Here is a 21,914-nt window from a genome sequence, read left to right as displayed (position 1 = left end):
AGATGTGTATAAGAGACAGACCCCCATCCCCTCCCCTGAAGGGGAGGGGCGAAAAAGGTGACGAACCCAGCACGAAGCGACTATAGCAACCCCCATGCAAACCCTCGCCGAACTCGAATCCGAATATAGCTTCCTCGATGCGGACGACCGTTACCGGCTCCTCATCGATCTCGGCCGCGAGCTCGAACCGATGCCCGACGCACTCAAAACCGATGCGACCTTGGTGCGCGGCTGCTCGGCCTCGGTATGGGTCTATCCGATGGCGGAGGACGACGGCACGCTGCACTTCCTCGCCGATTCGAACGCTGCGATCACCAAGGGGATCATCGCGCTCGTATTGCTCGCGGTGCAGGATCAGCCCGCCGCGGCGATCCTCGCCACCGACATCCCGACCGAGCTCGCGCCGTTCGATCTCAAAAACCAGCTGAGCTCGAACCGTACGCAAGGCATTCCCAACATGATCGCGCTGATCCGCGACACCGCCGCGCGCTACGCCGACGCCTGATGCCCGCGCGCGCTCAGTGCGGCACGACGAGCGGCGTCCCCGTAAAGCGCTCCGGCTGGCAGCCGAGCACCGGATCGTAGCGCACGCTGCGCCGTGCGATCAGCGGGACCGACGCGGTCACGGTGCGCGTCGCGGGATCTTCGGACAGCCGGATCGGCTCCATGCCCGGCTCGAAATCCTTGTGGCAATCGCCGAGCGGCCGGCCGCTGACATAACGGCACCCGCACGCGACTCGCGCGGCGTAGCCGACGCCGAGCTCGAGCTGGGCGCGGTGGCCACGCACCCACGCATAACTGCCCCCCGCCACGACCAGCACCATGGCGAGCAACGACCCAAGAATCAGGCGTCTTGCATTCATCACGGCCGAGCCTAGTCTTCGTCCATGCGAATGAAAAGCCATTGGCTGATGCTGGCGAGCGCACTGCTCGCGACCGGATCGGTTGCCGCCCCTGACCCCGGCCCGCTCGCGCCGCTGTTCAGCGCCGATGTCGGCGAAACGCGCGCCGCGCTGCTGCTCCGCGACGGGCAAGTCGTCGCGAAACGCTATGCGCCGGGCTATTCCGATGCGACGCGCTTCATCAGCTGGTCGATGGCCAAGACCGTCACCGCACTGCTCGTCGGAGACCTCGTCGCCGACGGCAAGCTCGCGCTCGATGCCCCCGCGCCGATCGCCGAATGGCACGAAGCGGGCGATCCGCGCCGTGCGATCACGCTGCGGATGCTGCTGAATATGGCGTCAGGGCTGGCGCACACCGAAGTCGGCGATCCGGTCGAAGCGTCGGACACCAACCAAGTGCTGTTCGTCAGCGGATCGCAGGCAATGGCAGCGCGCGCGATCGGCGCCAAGCTCGAGGCCCGGCCCGGCGCCAAGTTCGAATACAGCTCGCTGACGACGCTGATCCTGTCGGAAATCATCACGCGCACACTGACCGCCAGCACCGATCCCCGCGCGCGGGCACGCGCATATCAGGCGTTTGCCGAGCGCCGCCTGTTCGCCCCCGCGGGCATCACCAGCGCCCGGCTAGAATTCGACGGCGCGGGGACGCAGATCGGCGGATCGCTGATCTACATGACGCTCGACGATTATGGCCGGCTCGGCAGCGTACTGCTCGCGGGCAAGGCGCCCGACGGCACGCAGATCGTCGCGCCCGACTGGCTCGCCTTCATGAAGACGCCGTCGCCCGACAATCGCGAATATGGCGGCCAGCTCTGGCTCAACCGGCCCGGCGGGGTCGATCGGCGACCCGCGCTGTTCCCCGGCCACGGCCCCGCCTCGTTGGTGTCGTGCCTCGGCCATCTCGGCCAGTTCGTCATCGCCTCGCCCGATCAGAAGCTCGTGCTCGTCCGGCTCGGGAAGACGCAGGATGACACGCCCACCTTCACGACGCTGCGCACCCGCCTCGGGCAGATCGTCGAGCGCATCCCGCTCGCCGCTCGGGGAGAGACCCGGCGCTAGGTACGAGCGGAGTCGCAGCACCGTGGTCGCTTGACGAATGCCAGATGGCGACGCCGGAGCGTCTAGTCTCGCGGAATGCCCTTATCGGGCGCTGCGCCAAGCCCAAGCTCGGCGGCCACCGCTGCCATCGGTAGGCCTTCGCGCACCAATAGCCACTCGCCCGGTGCCGCACCGTTCACCACCGTTACCGCGCCCTTCGGACACACGCCGAGGCATTTTACTTCGATAATCCCGAGCGAGCCCTTGCGGCCCTTGGCGACGTCAAGCTCGGCGCGCAGCGCCTTGGCGAGCCCGGTCTTGCCCTTCGGCCCGAACCCGCCGCCGATCTTCTTCGAACATTTCTTGCAGACCAGCAGCGTGTTCGCCCAGTCCGAACGGACGGTCTTCAAGCCTCGGGCTTCCACTGGCGCTGCTCCTCGGCAGCTTTCAGCACGTCATACGCCGCCTGGATCGCGAGGAAGCGCGCCGCAGCCTCCTTGTCACCGGGGCGGACGTCGGGATGGTTCGACTTGGCCAGCCGCCGCCACGCCACACGCACCGCGTCGAATTCGGCATCCACCTCGAGCTCGAGCACTTCGAGCGCGCGCATCTCGTCGCGCGATCGGCTGCCGTCACCGCGCCCCGCCCACTGATTGTGGCGCGATTCGGTATAGCCTTCGGCGGTCTGCGTCTCGGCACGCTCGCGCTCGGCGGCTTCCTCGGCGCTGAGGCCTTCGAAATAATTCCAGCCGCGATTGTATTCGCCGGCATGGACCTGGCAGAAATACCAGCGTTCCGGGCTGTTGGGGGATTTCGGCGCGGGGCAATCGCCCTTTTCGGTGCAGCCGTGGCGGTCGCACAACCGCACGGTCGCCGCCTCGCTGCCAGCCTCGCCATAAGCGCGCCAGCGCGGAAAACCCCAGTCGACCGATCGTGATGATGTACGCGCCATAGCGGGCCATCTAAGCATCGCGGTGCGATAGCGCCATGACGCTTTTGTGAAACGCCCATGAAAAGCGTCGAAAACGAAAAAGCGCCAGAGGGTCTGTAAGCCGGGTTCTGTCCCCCCCGCCATGCGACGGGGTTAGGCGACCATTCCTCTAGGACGACGTTTGCACGCCGCCTCAAGCAATCAACCCGGGTGACGAGCTGAAACGAAGCCCATGTGCCACCCCTATTCGATCTTGCTCCCGGTGGGGTTTACCATGCCGCTTCGGTTACCCGTCGCGCGGTGCGCTCTTGCCGCACCCTTTCACCCTTGCCTGTTCCTCGCTCCCCTTGCGGGAAGCTCGGACATCGGCGGTCTGCTCTCTGTGGCACTGTCCCTGGGGTCACCCCCGCCGGGCGTTACCCGGCACCGTCGTTCCGCGGAGCCCGGACTTTCCTCGCGTATCCAAAGATACCCGCGGCCGCCCGACCCTCTGGCTGCGCGTTCCTTAGTCGTCCCCTTGCGGCTTTGGCAACAGCAGTGCGAGCAGGATGCTGCGGCATTCGCCGTCGATCACGCCGTCGATCAGCTCGGGGCGGAAGCGCCGCTGGAACGCGACGACCGCGGCGAGCTTGTCGCGCACGTCATAGCCGAAGCGCTCGAGCGCGACGAGGAAGCCGGCATCGGCCCACATGGGGTCGAGCAGTTTCTTGGTCGGTCGCGGCAAAGCGAGCCGCACCTTGGCGAGCCGGTTCCACGGGAACAGCTCACCCGGGTCCTGCTTGCGCGCCGGCGCGATGTCCGAATGGCCAACGACGTTGCCGCGCGTGATCCCGTGGCGTTCGGTGATCCCCGCAACCAACGGGATCAGCGCATCGATCTGCTCCTCGTGGAAAGGGCGATAGCCGAATTCGTGCCCCGGATTGACGATCTCGATCCCGATGCTCGCCGAATTGACGTCCTCGATCCCGCGCCAGCACGATTTTCCGGCGTGCCACGCGCGCTTGTCCTCGGGCACCATGCGCAGCACTTGCCCGTCCTCGGCGATGAGATAATGCGCCGAGACCTTCGCTTCCGGGTCGCGCAGGCGGTCGATCGCCGCCTGTCCGGTCTGCATGCCGGTGTAGTGCAGCACGATCATCGACACCGGCAGCGAGCGGTCGTCGAAATTGGGCGAGGGCGTTTCGATGATCGTCATGGGGAGGTCCCTACGCAAGCCAAACCAGAGCTTAAGCACGGACGCGCGCGACAAGGAACCCCGTCAGCAACGGCTGGTGGCCGAGCCCGTCAAACGCTCGATGCGTGGCGTTCGTAGAGGCCGCGATACGTCGGGCTCGGCTGGAATGCCTCGGTCTGGCCGATTGTGGTCTCGCCCGCACCCAGCACGAGCACGCCGCCGGGCTGCAGGATCGTGGCGAACCGGTCGAGGATCTGCCGGCGATCCTCGGGGGTCAGATATAGCAGAACGTTGCGGCACAGCACGACGTCGAAGCGCCCCGACGGCAGCGCGCCGGCGACCAGGTTCATCCGACGAAACGCGATGCGGCGGACGAGATCGGGCTTGGCGATCCAGTCGGTGCCATCGGTGTCGAACCATTCGACCATGCGGCGGATCGGCAACCCGCGCTGAATCTCGAATTGCGAGTAGCGCCCGCTGCGCGCCCGCGCGAGCGCCGCCTCGGACACGTCGGTGGCGACGATCTCGGGCATCGCAGCCCCGGCGAGCGCCGGCTGTTCGGCAAACAGCATTGCGAGCGACAACGGCTCCTGGCCGAACGAGCAACCCGCGGACCAGATCCGCAGCCGCCGTTCGGGATGGTCGACGCGCATCGCGGCGAGCGCTCTCGCGACCAGATCGAGCACAGCGGCGTCGCGAAAGAACGAACTTTCCTGGTTGAGCAGCGCGTCGGCGACCTGCTCGGCAATCGTCGGCGAGCGCTGTGCCGCCACCGCCAGCGCCTCGAGCGAAGCGAGCCCGAGGTCGCGCATCAGCGGGGTGAGCTCGGTCTCGATCCGCCACGCGCGGTTCGCGCCGAGCTGCTGCCCGGTGCGAGACTCGAGGATCGCGGTCAGCACGCCCATCGTGCCCGCAGGTGAAGCGCGTTCGAACGGCAGGTTGAACTTCAGCGCGTCGCTGCCATCGCTCATGCCGGACGTCGCCGCGTCGCGACGATCCGGCCGATCTCGGCCGGCGGCAGCAGCGCGCTGGCGAGCCCGGCCGTCGCGATCGCGCCCGGCATGCCCCACACGACCGAGCTCGCCTGATCCTGCGCAAGAACGATCCCGCCGCGATCGACCAGCCGGCGTGCGCCGTCGCTCCCGTCGCGCCCCATGCCGCTCAGCACGATCCCGAGCGCGCGCGCGCCGTAAACCTCACCCAGGCTGTCGAACATCGGATCGACCGAGGGCATGCAGCCGCTCTTGCTGGCCTCGCTGCTCAGCCGGATCGCGGCGCCGTCGCCGGTGCTGACGACGCGCATATGCGCATCGCCCGGCGCGACGATCGTCCGGCCGGGGCGGATCCGCATCGAATCGGTCGCGACGTCGCACGGTCGGTCCGCCATCATCGCGACCTGGGCTGCAAAGAACGGCATGAACGAGCCCGGCAAATGCTGGGTAATCAGGATCGGCAGCGGGAACGACACGGGCAGCTCGCGCAGCAGGCTGGCGAGCGCGTGGATCCCGCCGGTCGAGGCGCCGATCGCGACGATGTCGAACCCCTGCCCCGTCGCGAGCGCAGCGCTGGCGCCATCGGATTCGGGGCGTCGCGGCGACAGCCCAAACGGCGTCTCGGCGGGGGTTTCGACCGCCAGCAGGCGGCGCAGCTTCTCGACGATCGCAACCGAGAACCGCCCCGCGAAATCGCCCACGCCGGGCTTCATCAGCGTGTCGGCCGCGCCGAGCGCGAGCGCCTCGATCGTCGCGGCAGCGCCTTCGGCGGCGGCGGACGAGACGATCAGCACCTTGGCCCCCTGCCCCGCGACGATCAGATCGGGCAGTGCCGCCAGCCCCGAGGTCCCGGGCATTTCAATATCGAGCACGACCGCATCGACCGGTGTCGCGCGCAGAAACGCGAGCGCCGCGTCGGCGTTCGAGACAGCGCCCGCGACGATGAAGCGCCCGCCTTCCAGCGCCCGCGCGATTACCGCGCGCGCCACGGCCGAATCATCGACGATCAGCACCCGTGGCGAGTCGTCGACCGCGCTTCCGGCGATGAGGGAGGGAGCCAGGGGCATCATGCGCCCTCAGGCCATGCCGACAATCTGAAGCTTGCTTTCGAGCGTTTCGCGGTCGAACGGCTTCATGACATATTCGTCGGCACCCGCCTCGATCGCGGCGCGGATGTGCGCCATGCCGTTTTCGGTGGTGCAGAACACCACCTTGGGGCGGCTCGCGATCGCGCTGTCGCGCAGCGCGCGCAGGAAATCCATGCCGCTCATCACGGGCATGTTCCAGTCGAGCAGCACGACGTCGGGCGCGCAGGCGAGGCACGAATCGAGCGCCTCGCGGCCATCGCCGGCTTCGGTGACACGAAAGTTGAGCGTCTCCAGGATGTGGCGGGCGACCTTGCGGATCACCTTCGAATCGTCGACGACGAGGCAGGTTTTCATGAATTCACCCTGTTAGAGCACGCTATGACGGACTTTGCCCGAAATGCGTAAGCGTCCCGTTAATCTCACGCCGCAAGCGCCAGTCCGCGCGGAATGAGCGCCGCCAGGCCGATCGCGAGGATCGGCTCGCCGTCGCGCTCGATGATCCCGCGCCCGACGGTCAGCCACCCCTTGTCGAGCACGATCCCCGCCGCCAGCGGCGCGAGCTCGAACGGCGCGACATCGTCGAGCGCATCGACCAGCACCGCATAATGGTGCCCGTCGACGATCGTGATCACCGCGCGCGTCGCGGCGGTCGTCCCGGGCTCGAGCCCGAGCGCGGCACGCGTGTCGATTACGGTCACCACGCGGCTGCGCAAAGCGGCAAGCCCGCGGACGTGATGGTCGGCGCGCGGCACCGGGATGATCGTCCCGATATCGACCACCGATTCGACCTGGTCCGATTCGATCGCGACGATGCGACCGGCGATCTGCGCGATCAGGAAGAGTGGCATCAGCGGCCTCCTGCCGAGCGCGCGACCGCCGCCAGCACGGCGGGGCGATCGTAGCGGAAAATCGTGTCGCTGGCGCCTTCGGCATCGCGCCGCAGCCGGACGACCGGGATCTGGCTCGCCGACGGCGCGGCGTCGCTTTCCATCCGCACCAGCACGCGCGGCACTTCGCCCGGGCGAAGCGCATCGGTGACGCGGTATCCCGACGCTTCGAGCACGGGCTTGAGAAAGGTCGTCATCCACGCCGATTCGGCGCTGTCGAGCAGGCACAATGGCGCGTCGGGTTCGGCCTCGCCGCCGCCGTGCGCCGAGAAGATCCAGAACAGGTCGAGCACTTCGATCTGCTCGCCGTCGATCGCGACGACGCCCGCGATCGGCCCGACCGCATGCGCCGGCACGATTGCGCTCGGCAGTTCGACGATGTCGAGCGCTTCCTTGATCGCATAGGCGATCTCGGTCGCGCCATCGCGCAGCCGCAGCACCGAGACCGTCGGCAGCGCCGCCCATTCGCCGAGCGCGACGAGCGGGATGATCCCCCCCTCGACCGACAGCCGCAACCGCCCCGCCGACATGCGGATCGCGCCCGTCGCGACGGGTTCGACGCGGTCGATCACCGACAAGGGCACGATCCGGCGGCACCCGTCGAGATCCTCGAACAGCAAGGCCTGCACCCCCGGCACGGCCTCGACCACGGCGTCCTCGTCGGCGGCGGTCGCGCGCGTGAACACCAGCCCGGCGACGTGCGCGATTCCCGCACAATCGAGCATCAGCATCGGCAGCCCGCTGTCGGGCAGCGTCTGGCCGGCATAGATCCCCGTCGCCATGATCGCGGGCGCGGCGGGCTTGATGACCAGTTCCTCATGATCGAGCACCGCGTCGACCGCGAGCGCATAGCTCCCCCCCGACACGCTGACGATGACGAGCATCGCCGGGTCGAGCGGCGCAAAGCCGAGCATATCGCTCAAATCGATCAGCGGCATCCGCCGGTCGCGCACGGTCGCGGTCAGCGTATCGCCGATCCGGTCGATGCGGATCGTCTGCCCCCCGACGCGGACGATCTCCTCGATCGCCTGGCGCGAGATCGCAAAGCGCTGGTCGCGCACGCCGACGCCGATCGTCGACATGATCGACAGCGTCAGCGGCACATGGATCGCGATCCGCAGGCCCGTCCCCGGCGTGTTGAACAGTTCGATCCGCCCGCCGATCTGTTCAACATTGGCGCGCACCACGTCCATCCCGACGCCGCGCCCCGAGATCGCGGTGACGACCGTCTTGGTCGACAGGCCGGGCTCGAAGATCAGGTCGAGCTTCGCCTGTGGGCTCAGCGCGCGCAACTCGGCCTCGCTGCGGCGGCCCTCCTGCGCGATCTTGGCGATCAGCGCATCGACGTCGATCCCGCGGCCATCGTCGCAAATCTCGATGATGATCTGGTTGCCCGATTGCCGGGCGGAAACGTTGAGCCAGCCATTCTCGCGCTTCTTCGCCAGACGGCGGAGCGCGGGCGGCTCGATCCCGTGGTCGATCGAGTTGCGGATGATGTGGACGAGCGGATCGCGCATCATCTCGATCATCTCGCGGTCGAGCTCGACGTCGCTCCCCTCGATCTGCAGCGTCACCGACTTGCCGAGCTCGGCCGCGGTATCGCGCACCATCCGCGGCAGCGCCGAGAACAGCGCATCGATCTTCTGCATCCGCGTCCGCGTGACGGTGTCGCGCATCTCGGCAACGGTCAGCGACAGCCGCTCGAGCGCCGCCTCGACGCTCGGGTCGGCGCCGTCGTCGCGCAGCCGCCGCGCGAGCTCGTTGCGCGCCAGCACCATGTCGGACATGCCGCTCATCATCCGGTCGAGCAGGTCGACGTTCAGGCGCACGCTGCGGCTCGGCGCGCGGCTCGGTGTAACCACGCTCACCGGCGCGGCGGCCTGCGCGCCGGAATCGAGCGCAGCGACGAGCAGATCCTCGCCCGAATCATCGACGGCATGGCCGGCATCGATCGCCTCGACCAGTTCGCCGATCCGGTCGACGATGGCGAGCACAGCGTTGACGAGCGCGGTATCGGGGGTGCGCTCGCCCGCGCGGACCGCGGCGAGCACGTCCTCGGCGGCATGGCTCAGCCGCGCGAGTCGCGGCAGGTCGAGAAAGCCGCAGCTCCCTTTGACGGTGTGGACGAAGCGAAAGATCGAATCGAGCCGGTCACGGTCGCCGGGCGCCGATTCCCACGCGACGATCTCGCCCGAGAGTGCCTCGAGCGTCTCGCGCGTCTCCGCGATAAATTCCTGTAAAAGGTCGTCCATGAGTCCCCGCGAAACGCTACGGAATACCATGGCCGAAGAATGGTTAAGGGCGGGTATAGCGTCCGGAAATGCGCCGCCCGCGCCGGGGCTTGGCGGTCGCGGGGGGTCAGCCGGCCTTGAACGCAGCCCCGAACAGCAGCACCGCATCGCCCGGATCCGATACCTGCACGCCGCCCCCACCCTCGGCGACGAGCGCATGGACGAGATAGGCCGCGGCGGCGCGCGGGGTGATGACGGCATCGCCCTGTGTCCCGGTCAGCGCGGCGCGCATCTCGCCATCGAGCACGATCCGCGGGCCCGCTGCGCGCACCACGATCTCGATCTGCCCATCCACGCTCTCGGCCCCGACATCGAGCTGCCCGCCGCGCACCAGCGCGTCGCCGGCGATCAGCGCGAGGTTGAGCAGCACCTTGATCGCAGGCTTGGGCAGCGTCGCATCCTCGACCAGCCAGCCGAGCTTGACGCGGTGCCCGTCGCCGAACAGCCCCTCGATCGCGGCCCGCGCTTCGCGCGCGTCGACGGTCTCGCCAAAGCCGCCCGCCGCGCCGAACGCGAGCCGGAAGAATTTGAGCTTGTTGGCCGACGCCTTGGCGCTTTCACTGAGCAGCTCGAGACAGCGCGCGCGCATCTCGGGATCATGCTCGTCGGCGAGCAGTTCGAGCCCGTTGTTGAGCGCACCCACCGGGCTCAGCAAATCGTGGCAGAGCCGCGAGCAGAGCAGGCTGGCGAAGTCGACGGAGGTCATCGTCATGAGATAAGCGGCTTTCGGGTCACACGGTGTCGGTTCTTCTTACGCCGCAGGGCGCTTGGTGCAAGCGGCGTGGGGTGGGAAGCCCGGTATCGGGGGGCGCGAGATGGCTAGCCTGGCACGCCCGCGACGGTCGGCGTTCGCTGCCGCCACCCAAAACCGCCACCGAGGCGAAGGTCGCGGTCGCACCATATGCGATCCGCCGCGCGCCGCGCGACATATCGATCCCGGCTTTCACCGGGGCGATAAATGTCTGGGTTTGGTGGTAAGCGGACATTCCGCTCAAGGTGCTGCTATTAGGTCGGGCCAATCGTCCCGTGGTGGTGGTCGGCGAACATCCCAGCTTTACCGTGCCGGCTGCACGCTAGCGGCCTTCGGTGGTGCACGATTACCTTCATAATACATGCTCATGCACAGGCATCCGATCGCCATGCCGATCAGGCCCATCGCGATCTGCACGTCCAGCTTGGTGCGGCGTAGGACAGGCCGGCGTTGGGTCAGTCCGTCGATCAGCCGAACGTTGGCACCGACCGACGTAATGGCGGCTAACCCGAAGAGGATCACTGACAGCCACACGACGCGCGACGCGTTCTGGAGCAAACTGCCGATCAACGTGACCGAGAGCCCTGCGCCGGCGATGCCGACCGTCGCCAGCTGATCGAAGATCTTCGATTGAAGCTCGTAAGGAAGGTCCGCCGATACGGACTCGGGCCGCTCCTCGATGAAGTCAGCGCCCGGCTTCAGCCGGAGCCTATAGAAGAAATCTAGCACGTGCCGCTCCCGATCAAGACCCAAAATCTCGCGGGTCGATAGTCGCAGGGTTGTTGCTCAAGGTCGATACCGAGCGTCCCCTGTCGGGATAGCCATCAGGCAAGCTGGACGTCCGGTTCTGGTCGAAAACAGACATGGCCCTGTCCTACAAGGCGGCCGCCATGGTATAGCGTGCACGGCTCTTTGAAATCGTCAGACCTGCGCGACCGCATTGGCGCCAAAACGGAAACGATCGCCGGTGTAAACACCATGTCCAGGGGTCAATCGAGTCAATTTCGGCACGGTTCGTCGCACGCGCAGCGGCGGATCGCGCTACAGCGTCCAGATAACCACGTTACCCACCAGCACCGCCGCCATCACCAGCATGAGCACACCCTTGCGGACGTTCTGACGCTTGGCGATCAACATGCCGCCGCCGATCAGGCAGGCGAAGGCGGCGAGCATGGCAAGAGCAGGCGCAAGGCCTTCGAGGGCGGTCATGCAGAACCCTAACCGTTAGGCCCACGCCAAGTCGACCCTTCCCGATCCCCCCGGCACCGCACAGATCAGTCCGTCCCGGCCAGCACCGCGCCATACGCCGCCAGATCGACATTCCCCCCCGACAGCAGCACCAGCAGCCCCGGCTCGACCGCCACCTTCCCACTCAACACCGCCGCCAGCGCCACCGCGCCGCCCGGCTCGACCACCAGCCGCAAGCGCTCCGCCGCCCAGCGTTGCGCGGTACGGATCTCCGCCTCGCTCACCGCAACCCCCGTCGCGCCCCGCCGCGCGAGCACATCGAAGGTCAGCCCCGACACCCGCATCGTCTGCAACGCGTCGCACGCGGTCGGCGGCGGCGAATCGCCGACGGGTTCGATCCACCCCGCCTCGAGCGAACGCCGCATGTCGTCCCACCCCGCGGGCTCGACCACGGTAACGCCCGCGTCGGGCAGGGCCAGCGCCAGCCCCGCGGCAAGCCCGCCGCCGCCGCACGGCACCACCACGCGAGCAGCACTCCCCAGCCCCGCCGCCGCCATCTGCGCGGCCGATTCGATGCCGGCGCTGCCCTGCCCCTCGATCACCCACGGATCGTCGAAGCTCGGCACGAGCACCGCGCCCCGCGCCTCGGCGAGTCGCGCGGCGATCGTCTCGCGGCTCTCGGTCTTGCGGTCATAGCTCACCACTTCGGCCCCCAGCGCAAGCGTCCCGTGGCGCTTGGCCTTGGGCGCATCGGCGGGCATCACGATCGTCGCGGGCATCTGCAGCCGCCGTGCTGCCCACGCGACTCCCTGCGCGTGATTCCCCGACGAGAAGGCGACCACGCCTTTGCTCCGAAAATCGGGTTCGATCGCGGTCAAACGGTGCCACGCCCCCCGCAGTTTGAACGCGCCCATCGGCTGCAGGCACTCGGCCTTGAAAGCGACCGCAACGCCTTGAATATCCACGACGAACAGCGGCGTTGCCGGCACCACCGCAGCGACCTTGGCGGCGGCGTCGCGCACCCCTGCGCGGGTCGGCTGTCTTAAAATCGTCACGTGTCACCTCCGGGGGGTCCAAAACCGCTTTACATTGAAAAAGCACGACCCTATTTCGCCCATCCGCTGCCCCATGGGACTTCCAACCGCAAGGCAGTGTTTTCGTGAACTTGTCTGCGGACATTGGAGGTCCCTTGAATTGCACAATCTACATCGCGCGCTGGGGTTAGCGACCACCCCTTCGACTGCCGTTACCGGCATCGACGTCGCTAAGCAGAAGCCGGTCCAGCCGGTTACGCTCGTTCGTCCGCACGCTGCTGCGCGTGCGGCCCGTTTCTTCGCGGAGAAGTTCCCGGGTCGCTCGATGTATGCGGTCAAGGCGAACCCCTCGCCGGATCTGTTGAAGATCCTGTGGGACAGCGGAATCACGCATTACGACGTGGCCTCGATCGCCGAAGTGCGGCTGGTGGCGTCGACGCTGCCGGACGCGACCCTGTGCTTCATGCACCCGGTCAAGGCACCCGAGGCGATCCGTGCGGCCTATTTCGACTATGGCGTGAAGACGTTCTCGCTCGACAGCGTGGAAGAGCTCGAGAAGATCGTCGACTCGACCGATGGCGCCGAAGACCTGACGCTGTGCGTCCGACTTCGCGTCTCGTCGGAGCATAGCAAGCTGAGCCTCGCGTCGAAGTTCGGCGCGGCGCCGGGCGAGACCAAGGAGCTGCTGTTCCGCGCTCGCCAAGCGGCGGATGCGCTCGGCATCTGCTTCCATGTCGGTTCGCAAGCGATGACGCCCGAAGCCTATGCCAATGCGATGGAGCGCGTCCGCGCGGCGATCGTCGAGGCAGCGGTTACGGTCGACGTGATCGACGTCGGCGGTGGTTTCCCCTCTTCCTATCCGGGGATGGAGCCGCCTCCGCTCGAGCGCTATTTCGAGACGATCCACCGCACGTTCGAATCGCTGCCGGTCAGCTATTCGTCCGAGCTGTGGTGCGAGCCCGGCCGTGCGCTGTGCGCCGAGTACAGCTCGATCGTCGTGCGCGTCGAAAAGCGTCGCGGCGATGAGCTCTACATCAACGACGGCGCGTACGGCGCGCTGTTCGATGCGGCGCATATCGGCTGGCGTTTCCCGGTCGAGCTGCTGCGCGAGGCCGAGAGCCGCTCGAAGGACATGCCGTTCAGCTTCTACGGCCCGACCTGCGACGACATGGACCATATGGTGGGGCCGTTTTACCTCCCTGCCGACGTCAAGGCCGGCGACTATCTCGAGATCGGGATGCTCGGCGCTTACGGGTCGGCGATGCGCACCGCGTTCAACGGCTTTGGTTCGGACGAGACGGTAATCGTCTCTGACGAGCCGATGGTGTCGCTGTACGGCGAAGAGGTCTATGGCGACGAACAGCCAGAGGTCGCTTCGAACGTCGTCACGCTGTAACAGGCCAATTCCATTACGATCCGTCACCCCAGCGAAAGCTGGGGTCTCCCGGAAGCGCGCGTATCGCCCGCCCCCGGAGATCCCAGCCTTCGCTGGGATGACGGCTGTTTGCTAAGGAGTTTTCCATGAACGACATGTCCAACCGCAAGGCCGAGCTCCTCTCGACCACCGTCGAGCATATCGACATCACCAAGTTCGACGCGCGCCCGATCGTCGACGCGATGAAGAAGATGAGCTTCACCAGCCGCGACCTCGGCCGCGCGACCGACATCTACAATCAGATGCTCGCCGACAAGGATTGCTCGATCTTCCTCGTCATCGCAGGTTCGACCTCGGCTGGCGGCTGCATGGATCTCTATGCCGAGCTGCTGCGCAACAACATGATCGACGGCGTCGTCGCAACGGGCGCGTCGATCGTCGACATGGATTTCTTCGAAGGCCTCGGTCACAAGCATTATCAGGCGCTTGAAGTGCCCGACGACGACACGCTGCGCTCGCTGCTAATCGACCGCATCTACGACACGTACATTGACGAAGAGCAGCTCCAGGATTGCGACCACACGATCCTCGAGATCGCCAACTCGCTCGAGCCGCGGCCCTATTCGAGCCGCGAGTTCATCCGCGAAATGGGCAAGTATCTCGTCGAAAACGGCAAGAAGGAGAACAGCCTCGTCAAGCTCGCTTATGAGCATGACGTGCCGATCTTCTGCCCGGCCTTCGTCGACTCGTCGGCGGGCTTCGGTCTGGTCAAGCATCAGGTCGACCGCGCCAAGGAGGGCAAGCCCTATATGGTGCTCGACGCGATCGCCGATTTCCGCGAGCTGACCGACATCAAGATCAAGGCGGGTGTCACTGGCCTGCTGATGATCGGCGGCGGCGTGCCGAAGAACTTCATCCAGGACACCGTCGTCTGCGCCGAGATCCTCGGCCATGACGACGTGCAGGTCCACAAGTACGCGGTACAGATCACCGTTGCCGACGTGCGCGACGGTGCCTGCTCGTCCTCGACGCTGCAGGAAGCGGCATCGTGGGGCAAGGTCAACACCGGCATCGAGCAGATGGTGTTCGCCGAAGCCGGCTCGGTCATGCCGCTCCTCGCATCGGACGCCTACCACCGCGGCCTGTGGAAGGACCGCGTCAAGCGTCGCTGGGGTGCCAGCTTCGACTGATTGCGTTGCAAAGCAAGACTAACTGAGGCAGCCTCTCCCAAGCAATTGGGGGAGGCTTTTTCATGCACAGCGAGATTTTAAAACCGGTCGTGGCGATGATCGCCTGGACGCTGGTGATGCTGCTGTGGATGTTGGCGACGCGCCTGCCGGCGATGAAGGCGTCGGGGATCGATCTCGGCACGCTGGTCGGCACAAAGCCCGCCGATGCCGACCGCGGGCTGCCGCCCAAGATCCAGTGGGTCGCGCACAATTACAATCACCTGATGGAACAGCCGACGCTGTTCTACGCGGTGTGCGGGGTGATCGCGCTGACCGGCACTGGTGACGGCGCGAACGCCTGGATCGCCTGGGCCTATGTCGCGTTGCGGATCGCGCACAGCATCTGGCAGGCGACGATCAACAAGGTCTCGGTGCGGTTCGCATTCTTCCTCGGCAGCTCGCTGATGCTCGTCGCGTTGACGCTGCACGCGGCGCTGGCGGTATTCCGCTAGCTCAGCCGAACAGCCGCGCCATCGCGCGTTCGAGCATCACCAACTGCCACAGCGTCCGCCCATGATCGGCGCGGCCGCTGCGGTGGTCGTCGGCGAGCTGCGCGATCGTCGTGGCGTTGAACCAGCCCGTTCCAGCGAGCACGCGCGATGATGCGAGCCGCGCTGCCTCATCCGCCAAGGCCCCGCGAAACCACGCGCTGATCGGCGTCACGAAGCCCATCTTCGGACGATAGAGGATGTCCTTGGGAAGATAGCGCTCCATGGCCTTCTTGAGCAGCCACTTCCCCTGCCCGCCATGCAGCCGCATCCCGACAGGGAGTTTTGCGGCGAACTCGACCAGACGGTAATCGAGCAGCGGCTCGCGCGCCTCCAGGCCGACTGCCATGCTCGTACGATCCGCCTTGGTCAGGATGTCGCCGGGCAGCCAGTGCTGGAAGTCGGCATATTGCGCACGGTCGAGCGCGTCGCGCGCCGGCGCATCGCGCATCGAGCGGACATAGCGATCCTCGGCACGGTGCCCGCCAAGCGCCGCCCTCGCGGCATCGGTGAACAGCGCCGCGCGCAACGCCGGCGTCGTCACGCCGACCGAGCGCGCATAGCCCTCCGCGCCATCCTCGGCGAGCGCGAGCAAGGTCGTCTTGGCGCGCAGCGGTCGCGGCGCCCAATCGGCCTTGGGATACCAGCGCCCGAGCGTGCCGAACACATCGGTGCGGACCGACGCCGGCACCAGGGCGCGCACGCGCTCCTCGGCGGCCTGGAACTTGTAGCGCCGATAGCCCGCAAACGCCTCGTCCGCCCCGTCGCCCGACAGCGCGACGGTGACATCCTCGCGCGCCAGCTCGCACACGCGGTAGGTGGCGAGCGCCGAGGCATCGGCGAAGGGCTCGTCGAACGCATGGACCAGCGTGTCGATCAGCGAGAAGTCATCCGCCGCCACCACCCGCTCGCGATGCTGCGTGGCGAAGCGCTGCGCGATCTCGTCGGCGTATTTGCGCTCGTCGAGGCTGCTCTCGTCAAAACCGATCGTGCACGTCCGCACCGCTCCGCGCGACGCCTCGGCCATCAGCGCGACCACCGCCGAGCTGTCGACCCCGCCCGACAGGAACGCGCCGAGCGGCACGTCCGACACCATCCGCGACGTCACCGCCTCGCGCAGCAGCGCGGTCAGTTCGTCCTCTAGCGCCTTGGCCGATCCGGTCGCGCGCTTCGAGAAATCGACGTCCCACCAGCGCGACGGCGCCGGCACCGGCTTACCGCGCTCGATCAGCAAGCAATGCCCCGCGGGCAGCTTCTTGACCCCCGAGACCAGGCACGCATCGTCGGGCACATAGCCGAACGCCAGATAATCCTCGACCGCGCGGATGTCGGGCACGCGCCGCACCAACGGATGCGCGAGCAGCCCCTTCAATTCCGACGCGAACGCCACCGCACCATCGGCCAGTTCGACATAATGGAGCGGCTTTACCCCCAGCCGGTCGCGCGCGAGGAACAGGCTCTGTCGCCGCGCATCGTGGAGCGCGAACGCGAACATGCCGTTGAGCCGGTCGAGCATCGCCGGCCCCCACGCTGCCCAGCCGTGAAGCAAAACCTCGGTATCGCCAGCGGTGACGAACACCGCGCCCAACGCCTGCAGCTCGGCGCGAAGCTCGGCGAAATTGTAGATCTCGCCATTGTAGGTGACGGTCAGCGCGCCGTTCTGGCTCGCCATCGGCTGCGGCGAGCCGGCAACGTCGATGATCGACAAGCGCCGATGGCCGAGCCCGACGCCCGGTGCAGTCCACACGCCCGAGCCGTCGGGCCCGCGATGCGCCTGCGCGTCGGCCATCGCCTGAATCCGCGCGGGATCGACCGGCTTGGGGGTCGCGGGATAATAGAGACCGGCGATGCCGCACATCAGCGCGACATCCCGGCGGCACGATCGGCCACACGCTCGATCGGACCGAGCGCCGCGATGAAGCGCGTCATCGCCGCCCGCGCGTCATGCCCCGGCAGAATCTCGGCCGAGACGTGCACCGCCACCGCGCGCTGCGGCCCACCGAGCAGCTTGGCCTTCAGCGTTTCCAGTTTCACGATCGGCCCCTTGGTCGTCAGCGCATCGCCGACACGGTACCACGTTACGATCTGCCGCTCGACCGGGCCAGGGGCGCTGACGCGGATCACCGACCCACCCGCAAGATCGGGCAGATCCTCGACACGGAGCCACACATCGTCCTCGCGGATCGGCCCGACGCCGAACGCGACGATCTCCTTGCCCTCCTGCTGGCTGCCATAGACCGCGATCGCCAGATCGACCGTCTCGCCCGCCGCATCGGCATAGCGACCAAGCAGGAAATGGTCGGCGCCCGGGTAATTGGGGGACCACACCGCGCGCGTGCTCGTCGTGACGCGGTGCCAGCCCGGCACCTCCGGCAGCGAGATCTCCGCCGGCAGACTTTGCGCCCGCCCCGCGATCGCGCTCGACAAGGCCGGGAACACCGCCGCGACCGCGAGCACGAGCGCGGCTGCGACCACCGCGTCGAGCCGCAATCGCGGGACGCTCTGCAGCTTTGCGGGATCGAACACCGGCGCATCGGGCGCGCGGTCGAACCAGCGCCAGCCGATCGCCAGCGTCGCCGCCATCACCAGCCCGAAAAACACCCAGCCATAGACGATATGGTCGAACCCCGTCGCTTGCTCGACCGAACTATGATACGCCGCAAAGATCGTCGCGAACGCGCGCACGCCGTTGGCGACCACCGGCACGATCACCGACACCAGCAGGAACAGCGCACGCCGTTTCCACGACACGAAGCAGACATTGGCGACGAGCGTGCCGTAGGCGATCATCGCGATCACGAACTTCGCGCCCGAACACGCCTCGGCCACTTCGAAATAGCCGTTGGGGATCGTGATCAGCACGCCGTCGACTTGCGCGGGCACGCCGAACAGATGGAGCAGCGGCATCGTCATGCCGACGGTCACGCGCTGCAACGGCTCCTCGAGCCCCTCGCCGAAGGGCACGAGGAACACCGCATAAGCGAGCGGGAAGAGCAACGCGCGCGCAACATTGGGGCCGAGCAGCGTCACCACCGCGCCTTGCAGCATCATCACGATCCCGAGGTGCCGCGCGAGCGCGACGCCGCCAGCATCGCCGAACAGCCAGCCGAGCCCGCCAAGCGCGACGATCGCCAGCCCCGGCGCCCAGGCAATCGGCGCGACTTGCGCGAGCTCACCGCGGCGCTGCCACACCAGCCACGCGAGCACCGGGGTGATGAAAAGGCAATGTCCGAAGGTCGTGCTCGTCCACCAGATCGTCGTCAACGCAGCGACATCGCTGCGGAACAGCGCGAGCAATGCCATCGCGACGATGGCGAGGATCGCCGTCTGCCGCCGCCACATCGGCGCGAGCGACGCGCGCGAGTCCGCAGACGCGGGCACGGGCATTGCGATCGTCACCGGCTCAGGCCGCGGAGCGGCGCGGCGGCGCCTTGACGCTGATCCCGAGGATCGCATCGAGCGGCGCAAGCCGCGCTTCCCAGCTGTAGCGCGCCTGCACCTGCGCGCGCGCTTCGCGGCCCAGTCGTCCCGCTGCGGCAGGATCGTCGAGCAGCGCGATCACCGCATCGGCGATCTCGCCGACGCTCTCGCCGACGCGCAGCGTGTCGGCATGGTCGATCCCCTCCGCCGCGGCGCGCGACGCGACCACCGGACGCCCCATCGCCATCGCCTCGAGCACCTTGTTCTGGATGCCGCGCGCGAGCTTGAGCGGTGCGACGACGACCGACGCCGCGGCAAGCCAGCCGCGCACATCGGCGACTTCGCCGGTGACGATCACGCCGGGCTGCTTGCCAAGCGCCTTGACCGCCTCGCTCGGCGCGCGCCCGACGATCGCGAAGCGCGCGTGCGGAAAGCGCATGCGAATGTGCGGGAAGATCGCCGCGACGAACCAGCTCACCGCTTCGATATTGGGGCGATAATCCATCTGCCCCGTGAAGACGATCAACGCCTCGATCGCCTCGATCTGCGTGAACGAGGCGTCGGGTGCAAAGACGTCGGTGTCGATGCCATTTTCGACGACATGGACGCGCTCCGCGCCACTGCGCTCGCGAAACAGCTGCGCCTCGGCTTCGCTGACGAATAGGCTGGCATCGGCGCGCGCGGCGATCGCGCGTTCGTACTGAAACAGTAATCTCGCCTCGCGCTGCATCACCCACGCCATAGGGCCGCGGCCTTCCGTCGCATAGGCGGCGAACTTGGCCGAATCCATGTCGACGAAATCCATGATGACCGTCTGCCGCGGGCGCGCCGGCAGATATTGCGCCATCTGGCTCGAGAAAACGTAGATCGTGTCGATCGCATGGCGCTCGAGCAGCGCCTCGACCGCGCTCCGCAGCGACCGGCTGTCGAACGATGTGAGCGAAATCGGCTTGCGCGTCAGCAGCGCCTCGATCGCTGCCTGCACGCGCGACTTGGAGCGCCAGATGATCGAACGGTTGCCGGTCATTTTGGCGAGCCCGGTCTTGCCGGCAAGATCGCGCGTATCGTCCGCAAAGGCGATCAAATGGACGCGTTTGCGTGCCGACAGATATTTGAGGATGTGGAAGCCACGGATCTTGTCGCCACGGTCGGGCGGATACGGCACGCGGTGGCCGAGAAACAGGATGTCTCCCATCAGCCGAGGCCACGTGAGATGTGCGGGCCAAGCTGGTTCGCCACCCACAGCGGCAGCTTCTTCCACAGGTCGACCTTGCGCGAATAGCGCGGATCGAGCGGGTTGATCTCGCGCGCCTCGGTGCCGACCGCGGCGCGCTTGGCGTAGGGCAGCGCGACGCCCTCGAAGCCCCAATTCTTCTTGAATGCGGCAGGGCCGGTCCCGGCCTTCGAACGACCGAAATCGAAGCGCGTGCAGCCGCGTGACCGGGCGTGCGCCATCAGCGCGAAATACATCCGGTCATTGGCGCGCAGCCCGCGTGCGGCGTGCGTGCCGCCGCCCCAATACGGATAGACGGTGCCGTTGAAATAGACGCTGAGCACCGACGCGACGGGCTCGCCGTTCGCGCGGACGGTGAGGATGTCGGCATCGTCGCCGAACTGATCGAGCACCGCGCGGAACAGCCGCTTGGGGAATACCGGCGTGCCGAGGTTGCGCACCGATTCGGCATAGACCGCATAATGCGCCTTGAGGTCGGCGGGCGCGCTTCCGATCGCGACCTTGAGATCGGCGTCGAGCGCCTTGCGCACCTCGGCGCGCTGCTTGCGCGGGATCGCGAGCAGTTCGTCGGCATCGCTGGCCGCGAGATCGCGCGCAAAGCCGAGATAGGTGGTCGTGTCGATTTGCCAGCCCTCGGCTGGGATCGGTCCGCCGCGCAGTTCGAGCGTCGGGCAGCCGAGCCGCTCGGCCAGCGCCCAAGCGGCGTCGGCAAGCGCGGCGATCACCGCAGCCTCAGTCGCGAGTATCCCCCCGCCGACTGCGAAGCCGTTGGACACCAACGCCCTGCCGAACAGCGGCGAGCGGATCTCGGTCAAAGGGAGCAGCCCGACGATTGCCCCGTCAGCATGCTCGGCGACGAGCGTGTGGCTGGTCTGCCCGCAGCCTTGTGCGACGCCGAGGCTCCACGCCGGGAGGTGAAACGGCGTCGCCTCAGGGTGCGCCCGCAAGAACGCGTCGACCCGCGTCCGCGCGTCGGGCTCCCGCAAATCGATCGCCCGGACGCCGACCGGCGCGGCGAGCAACGGCGCTGTCACGCGACTGGCTCGCGCGCCCGCGCCGGCAGGTCGAGCGCGGCGACGACGGCATCCATGCGGCCCCAGTCATGCCGGCCGATCAAGCCGCGCAGCTTGCCCGCCATCGCGCCGAGCCGGCTGTAATGCCGCAGCTTCGATTTCGCGGGCGCGGTGGCGACGCGCGGCTGGCCGGGGTCGATTTCCCACGGGTGGAAATAGAAGATCGCCGGCTGCGCGTCACGACTGACTTGGCGTACTGCATAATCGGTGAGCGCCGCCGGGAAGAGCCGGAAGAAACCCCCGCCCGTCGCCATCCGGCGCGCGCCCAATTCGGCGACGGTCACCGGCACTTCGATTAGCGGCGAATCGGCAAGCGGGCGGAAGGCGTAGCGCGAAGCTTCGGGCCAGCCGTAATGGTCATGCTTGAGCGGCGCGACGCTCGATGAATAGGCATAGCCCTCCTCGGCGAGCACATCGTACGCCCAGGGCGTGCGCGCATCGATCGAGAAGCTCGGCGCGCGGTAGCCGGTGACGGCGACGCCCGCAGCATCCTCGAGCGCTGCGCGCGCGCGGCCGATGTCGGCGCGGAACCGCGCGGCATCGAGCGTGAAGACGCGGTCATGGTCCCAGCCGTGGCTCGCCACCTCATGCCCTTGCTCGACGATCCGCCGGATCAAGGCTGGGTAGCGCTGCGCCACCCAGCCGAGCGTGAAGAAGGTCGCCTTGACGCCGCTTTCGCCGAACAGTGCGAGCACCGCATCGGTGTTGCGCTCGACTCGCGGCGTGAGCGAATCCCAGTCGCGTTTGTCGATCACCGTCTCGAACGCGCCGACCTGGAACCAGTCCTCGATATCGACCGTCAGCGCGTGGCGCATCGGC

23 protein-coding genes and 1 other RNA gene are annotated in these 21,914 nt (G+C 67.4%); 5 read left to right on the top strand and 19 right to left on the bottom strand.

All coding sequences use genetic code 11. The features are described 5' to 3' along the window. Nucleotides 1-94 precede the first annotated feature (94 nt). Nucleotides 95-505, top strand: coding sequence for a SufE family protein (locus QN347_RS12550; protein ID WP_322159602.1), 411 nt, complete (start codon nucleotides 95-97; stop codon nucleotides 503-505). A gap of 13 nt (nucleotides 506-518) precedes the next feature. Here QN347_RS12550 and QN347_RS12545 read toward each other — a convergent pair whose 3' ends face one another. Continuing rightward, nucleotides 519-863 (bottom strand): hypothetical protein, encoded by a 345-nt coding sequence (locus QN347_RS12545; protein WP_133187432.1) that lies wholly within the window; start codon nucleotides 861-863, stop codon nucleotides 519-521. Between the two features lie 30 nt (nucleotides 864-893). Between QN347_RS12545 and QN347_RS12540 the strand changes: the two genes are divergently transcribed. Continuing rightward, a complete protein-coding gene (locus tag QN347_RS12540) occupies nucleotides 894-1,961 on the top strand; it encodes a serine hydrolase (protein ID WP_323494046.1) in 1,068 nt (355 codons plus the stop codon). Nucleotides 1,962-2,023: 62 nt separating this feature from the next. On the opposite strand, the gene QN347_RS12535 is transcribed toward QN347_RS12540, so the two are convergent. The 13 genes from QN347_RS12535 to QN347_RS12475 form a co-directional block, all read right to left on the bottom strand. Further along, nucleotides 2,024-2,350, bottom strand: coding sequence for a hypothetical protein (locus QN347_RS12535; protein ID WP_322159606.1), 327 nt, complete (start codon nucleotides 2,348-2,350; stop codon nucleotides 2,024-2,026). Next, nucleotides 2,347-2,892 (bottom strand): J domain-containing protein, encoded by a 546-nt coding sequence (locus tag QN347_RS12530; protein WP_133187427.1) that lies wholly within the window; start codon nucleotides 2,890-2,892, stop codon nucleotides 2,347-2,349. Before QN347_RS12530 ends, QN347_RS12535 begins: the two co-directional genes overlap by 4 nt. Nucleotides 2,893-2,972: 80 nt before the next feature. Continuing rightward, an RNA gene (rnpB, locus tag QN347_RS12525) (RNase P RNA component class A) lies at nucleotides 2,973-3,365 on the bottom strand. A gap of 11 nt (nucleotides 3,366-3,376) precedes the next feature. Beyond that, nucleotides 3,377-4,066 (bottom strand): N-acetylmuramoyl-L-alanine amidase, encoded by a 690-nt coding sequence (locus tag QN347_RS12520; RefSeq protein ID WP_133187425.1) that lies wholly within the window; start codon nucleotides 4,064-4,066, stop codon nucleotides 3,377-3,379. 89 nt (nucleotides 4,067-4,155) lie between these two features. Further along, on the bottom strand, nucleotides 4,156-4,950 hold the full coding sequence (locus QN347_RS12515; RefSeq protein ID WP_322164086.1) for a protein-glutamate O-methyltransferase CheR: 795 nt from the start codon (nucleotides 4,948-4,950) through the stop codon (nucleotides 4,156-4,158). A gap of 62 nt (nucleotides 4,951-5,012) precedes the next feature. Then, entirely contained in the window at nucleotides 5,013-6,104 is a 1,092-nt protein-coding gene (locus tag QN347_RS12510; RefSeq protein WP_322159609.1) for a chemotaxis protein CheB, read from the bottom strand. Nucleotides 6,105-6,113: 9 nt separating this feature from the next. Next, entirely contained in the window at nucleotides 6,114-6,479 is a 366-nt protein-coding gene (locus tag QN347_RS12505) for a response regulator (RefSeq protein ID WP_189676892.1), read from the bottom strand. A gap of 65 nt (nucleotides 6,480-6,544) precedes the next feature. Beyond that, nucleotides 6,545-6,973: a chemotaxis protein CheW gene (locus QN347_RS12500; protein WP_322159611.1), complete on the bottom strand. Its 429-nt coding sequence runs from the start codon at nucleotides 6,971-6,973 to the stop codon at nucleotides 6,545-6,547. Then, nucleotides 6,973-9,264 (bottom strand): chemotaxis protein CheA, encoded by a 2,292-nt coding sequence (locus QN347_RS12495; protein ID WP_322159613.1) that lies wholly within the window; start codon nucleotides 9,262-9,264, stop codon nucleotides 6,973-6,975. The genes QN347_RS12500 and QN347_RS12495 overlap by 1 nt, the downstream gene beginning before the upstream one ends. A gap of 106 nt (nucleotides 9,265-9,370) precedes the next feature. Next, nucleotides 9,371-10,015, bottom strand: a complete 645-nt coding sequence (locus QN347_RS12490) for a histidine phosphotransferase family protein (RefSeq protein WP_133187415.1) — start codon at nucleotides 10,013-10,015, stop codon at nucleotides 9,371-9,373. Nucleotides 10,016-10,357: 342 nt separating this feature from the next. After that, entirely contained in the window at nucleotides 10,358-10,783 is a 426-nt protein-coding gene (locus QN347_RS12485) for a hypothetical protein (RefSeq protein ID WP_322159616.1), read from the bottom strand. 312 nt (nucleotides 10,784-11,095) lie between these two features. Continuing rightward, nucleotides 11,096-11,263 carry a hypothetical protein gene (locus tag QN347_RS12480; RefSeq protein WP_165954448.1) on the bottom strand — a complete coding sequence of 56 codons (168 nt, stop codon included), beginning with the start codon at nucleotides 11,261-11,263 and terminating at the stop codon, nucleotides 11,096-11,098. Between the two features lie 65 nt (nucleotides 11,264-11,328). Beyond that, nucleotides 11,329-12,297: a threonine ammonia-lyase gene (locus QN347_RS12475; protein WP_322159618.1), complete on the bottom strand. Its 969-nt coding sequence runs from the start codon at nucleotides 12,295-12,297 to the stop codon at nucleotides 11,329-11,331. A gap of 139 nt (nucleotides 12,298-12,436) precedes the next feature. Here QN347_RS12475 and QN347_RS12470 point away from each other — a divergent pair, with 139 nt between their 5' ends. The 3 genes from QN347_RS12470 to QN347_RS12460 all read left to right on the top strand — a co-directional run bounded on the left by QN347_RS12470 (nucleotide 12,437) and on the right by QN347_RS12460 (nucleotide 15,332). Then, nucleotides 12,437-13,672: a type III PLP-dependent enzyme gene (locus tag QN347_RS12470; RefSeq protein WP_322159619.1), complete on the top strand. Its 1,236-nt coding sequence runs from the start codon at nucleotides 12,437-12,439 to the stop codon at nucleotides 13,670-13,672. Nucleotides 13,673-13,797: 125 nt separating this feature from the next. Continuing rightward, nucleotides 13,798-14,841 (top strand): 1,9-bis(guanidino)-5-aza-nonane synthase, encoded by a 1,044-nt coding sequence (locus tag QN347_RS12465; RefSeq protein WP_133187399.1) that lies wholly within the window; start codon nucleotides 13,798-13,800, stop codon nucleotides 14,839-14,841. Between the two features lie 62 nt (nucleotides 14,842-14,903). Then, nucleotides 14,904-15,332, top strand: a complete 429-nt coding sequence (locus tag QN347_RS12460; protein WP_189676889.1) for an MAPEG family protein — start codon at nucleotides 14,904-14,906, stop codon at nucleotides 15,330-15,332. 1 nt (nucleotide 15,333) lies between these two features. On the opposite strand, the gene QN347_RS12455 is transcribed toward QN347_RS12460, so the two are convergent. The 5 genes from QN347_RS12455 to QN347_RS12435 are packed head-to-tail and all read right to left on the bottom strand — an operon-like array spanning nucleotide 15,334 to nucleotide 21,910. Then, complete coding sequence (locus QN347_RS12455; RefSeq protein ID WP_322159620.1) at nucleotides 15,334-17,226, bottom strand: XrtA/PEP-CTERM system amidotransferase; 1,893 nt, start codon at nucleotides 17,224-17,226, stop codon at nucleotides 15,334-15,336. After that, entirely contained in the window at nucleotides 17,226-18,755 is a 1,530-nt protein-coding gene (xrtA, locus tag QN347_RS12450) for an exosortase A (protein WP_322164087.1), read from the bottom strand. The genes QN347_RS12455 and xrtA overlap by 1 nt, the downstream gene beginning before the upstream one ends. Before the next feature lie 16 nt (nucleotides 18,756-18,771). Further along, entirely contained in the window at nucleotides 18,772-19,983 is a 1,212-nt protein-coding gene (locus tag QN347_RS12445) for a TIGR03087 family PEP-CTERM/XrtA system glycosyltransferase (protein ID WP_322159621.1), read from the bottom strand. Continuing rightward, nucleotides 19,983-21,056 carry a FemAB family XrtA/PEP-CTERM system-associated protein gene (locus tag QN347_RS12440; RefSeq protein WP_322159623.1) on the bottom strand — a complete coding sequence of 358 codons (1,074 nt, stop codon included), beginning with the start codon at nucleotides 21,054-21,056 and terminating at the stop codon, nucleotides 19,983-19,985. Before QN347_RS12440 ends, QN347_RS12445 begins: the two co-directional genes overlap by 1 nt. Beyond that, a complete protein-coding gene (locus tag QN347_RS12435) occupies nucleotides 21,053-21,910 on the bottom strand; it encodes an XrtA system polysaccharide deacetylase (RefSeq protein WP_322164088.1) in 858 nt (285 codons plus the stop codon). The genes QN347_RS12440 and QN347_RS12435 overlap by 4 nt, the downstream gene beginning before the upstream one ends. Nucleotides 21,911-21,914: the final 4 nt, after the last annotated feature.

This window comes from Sphingomonas sp. 10B4 (assembly GCF_035019905.1).
Lineage (GTDB): Bacteria > Pseudomonadota > Alphaproteobacteria > Sphingomonadales > Sphingomonadaceae > Sphingomonas > Sphingomonas glacialis.
This window is presented reverse-complemented; position numbering and strand designations above follow the sequence as displayed.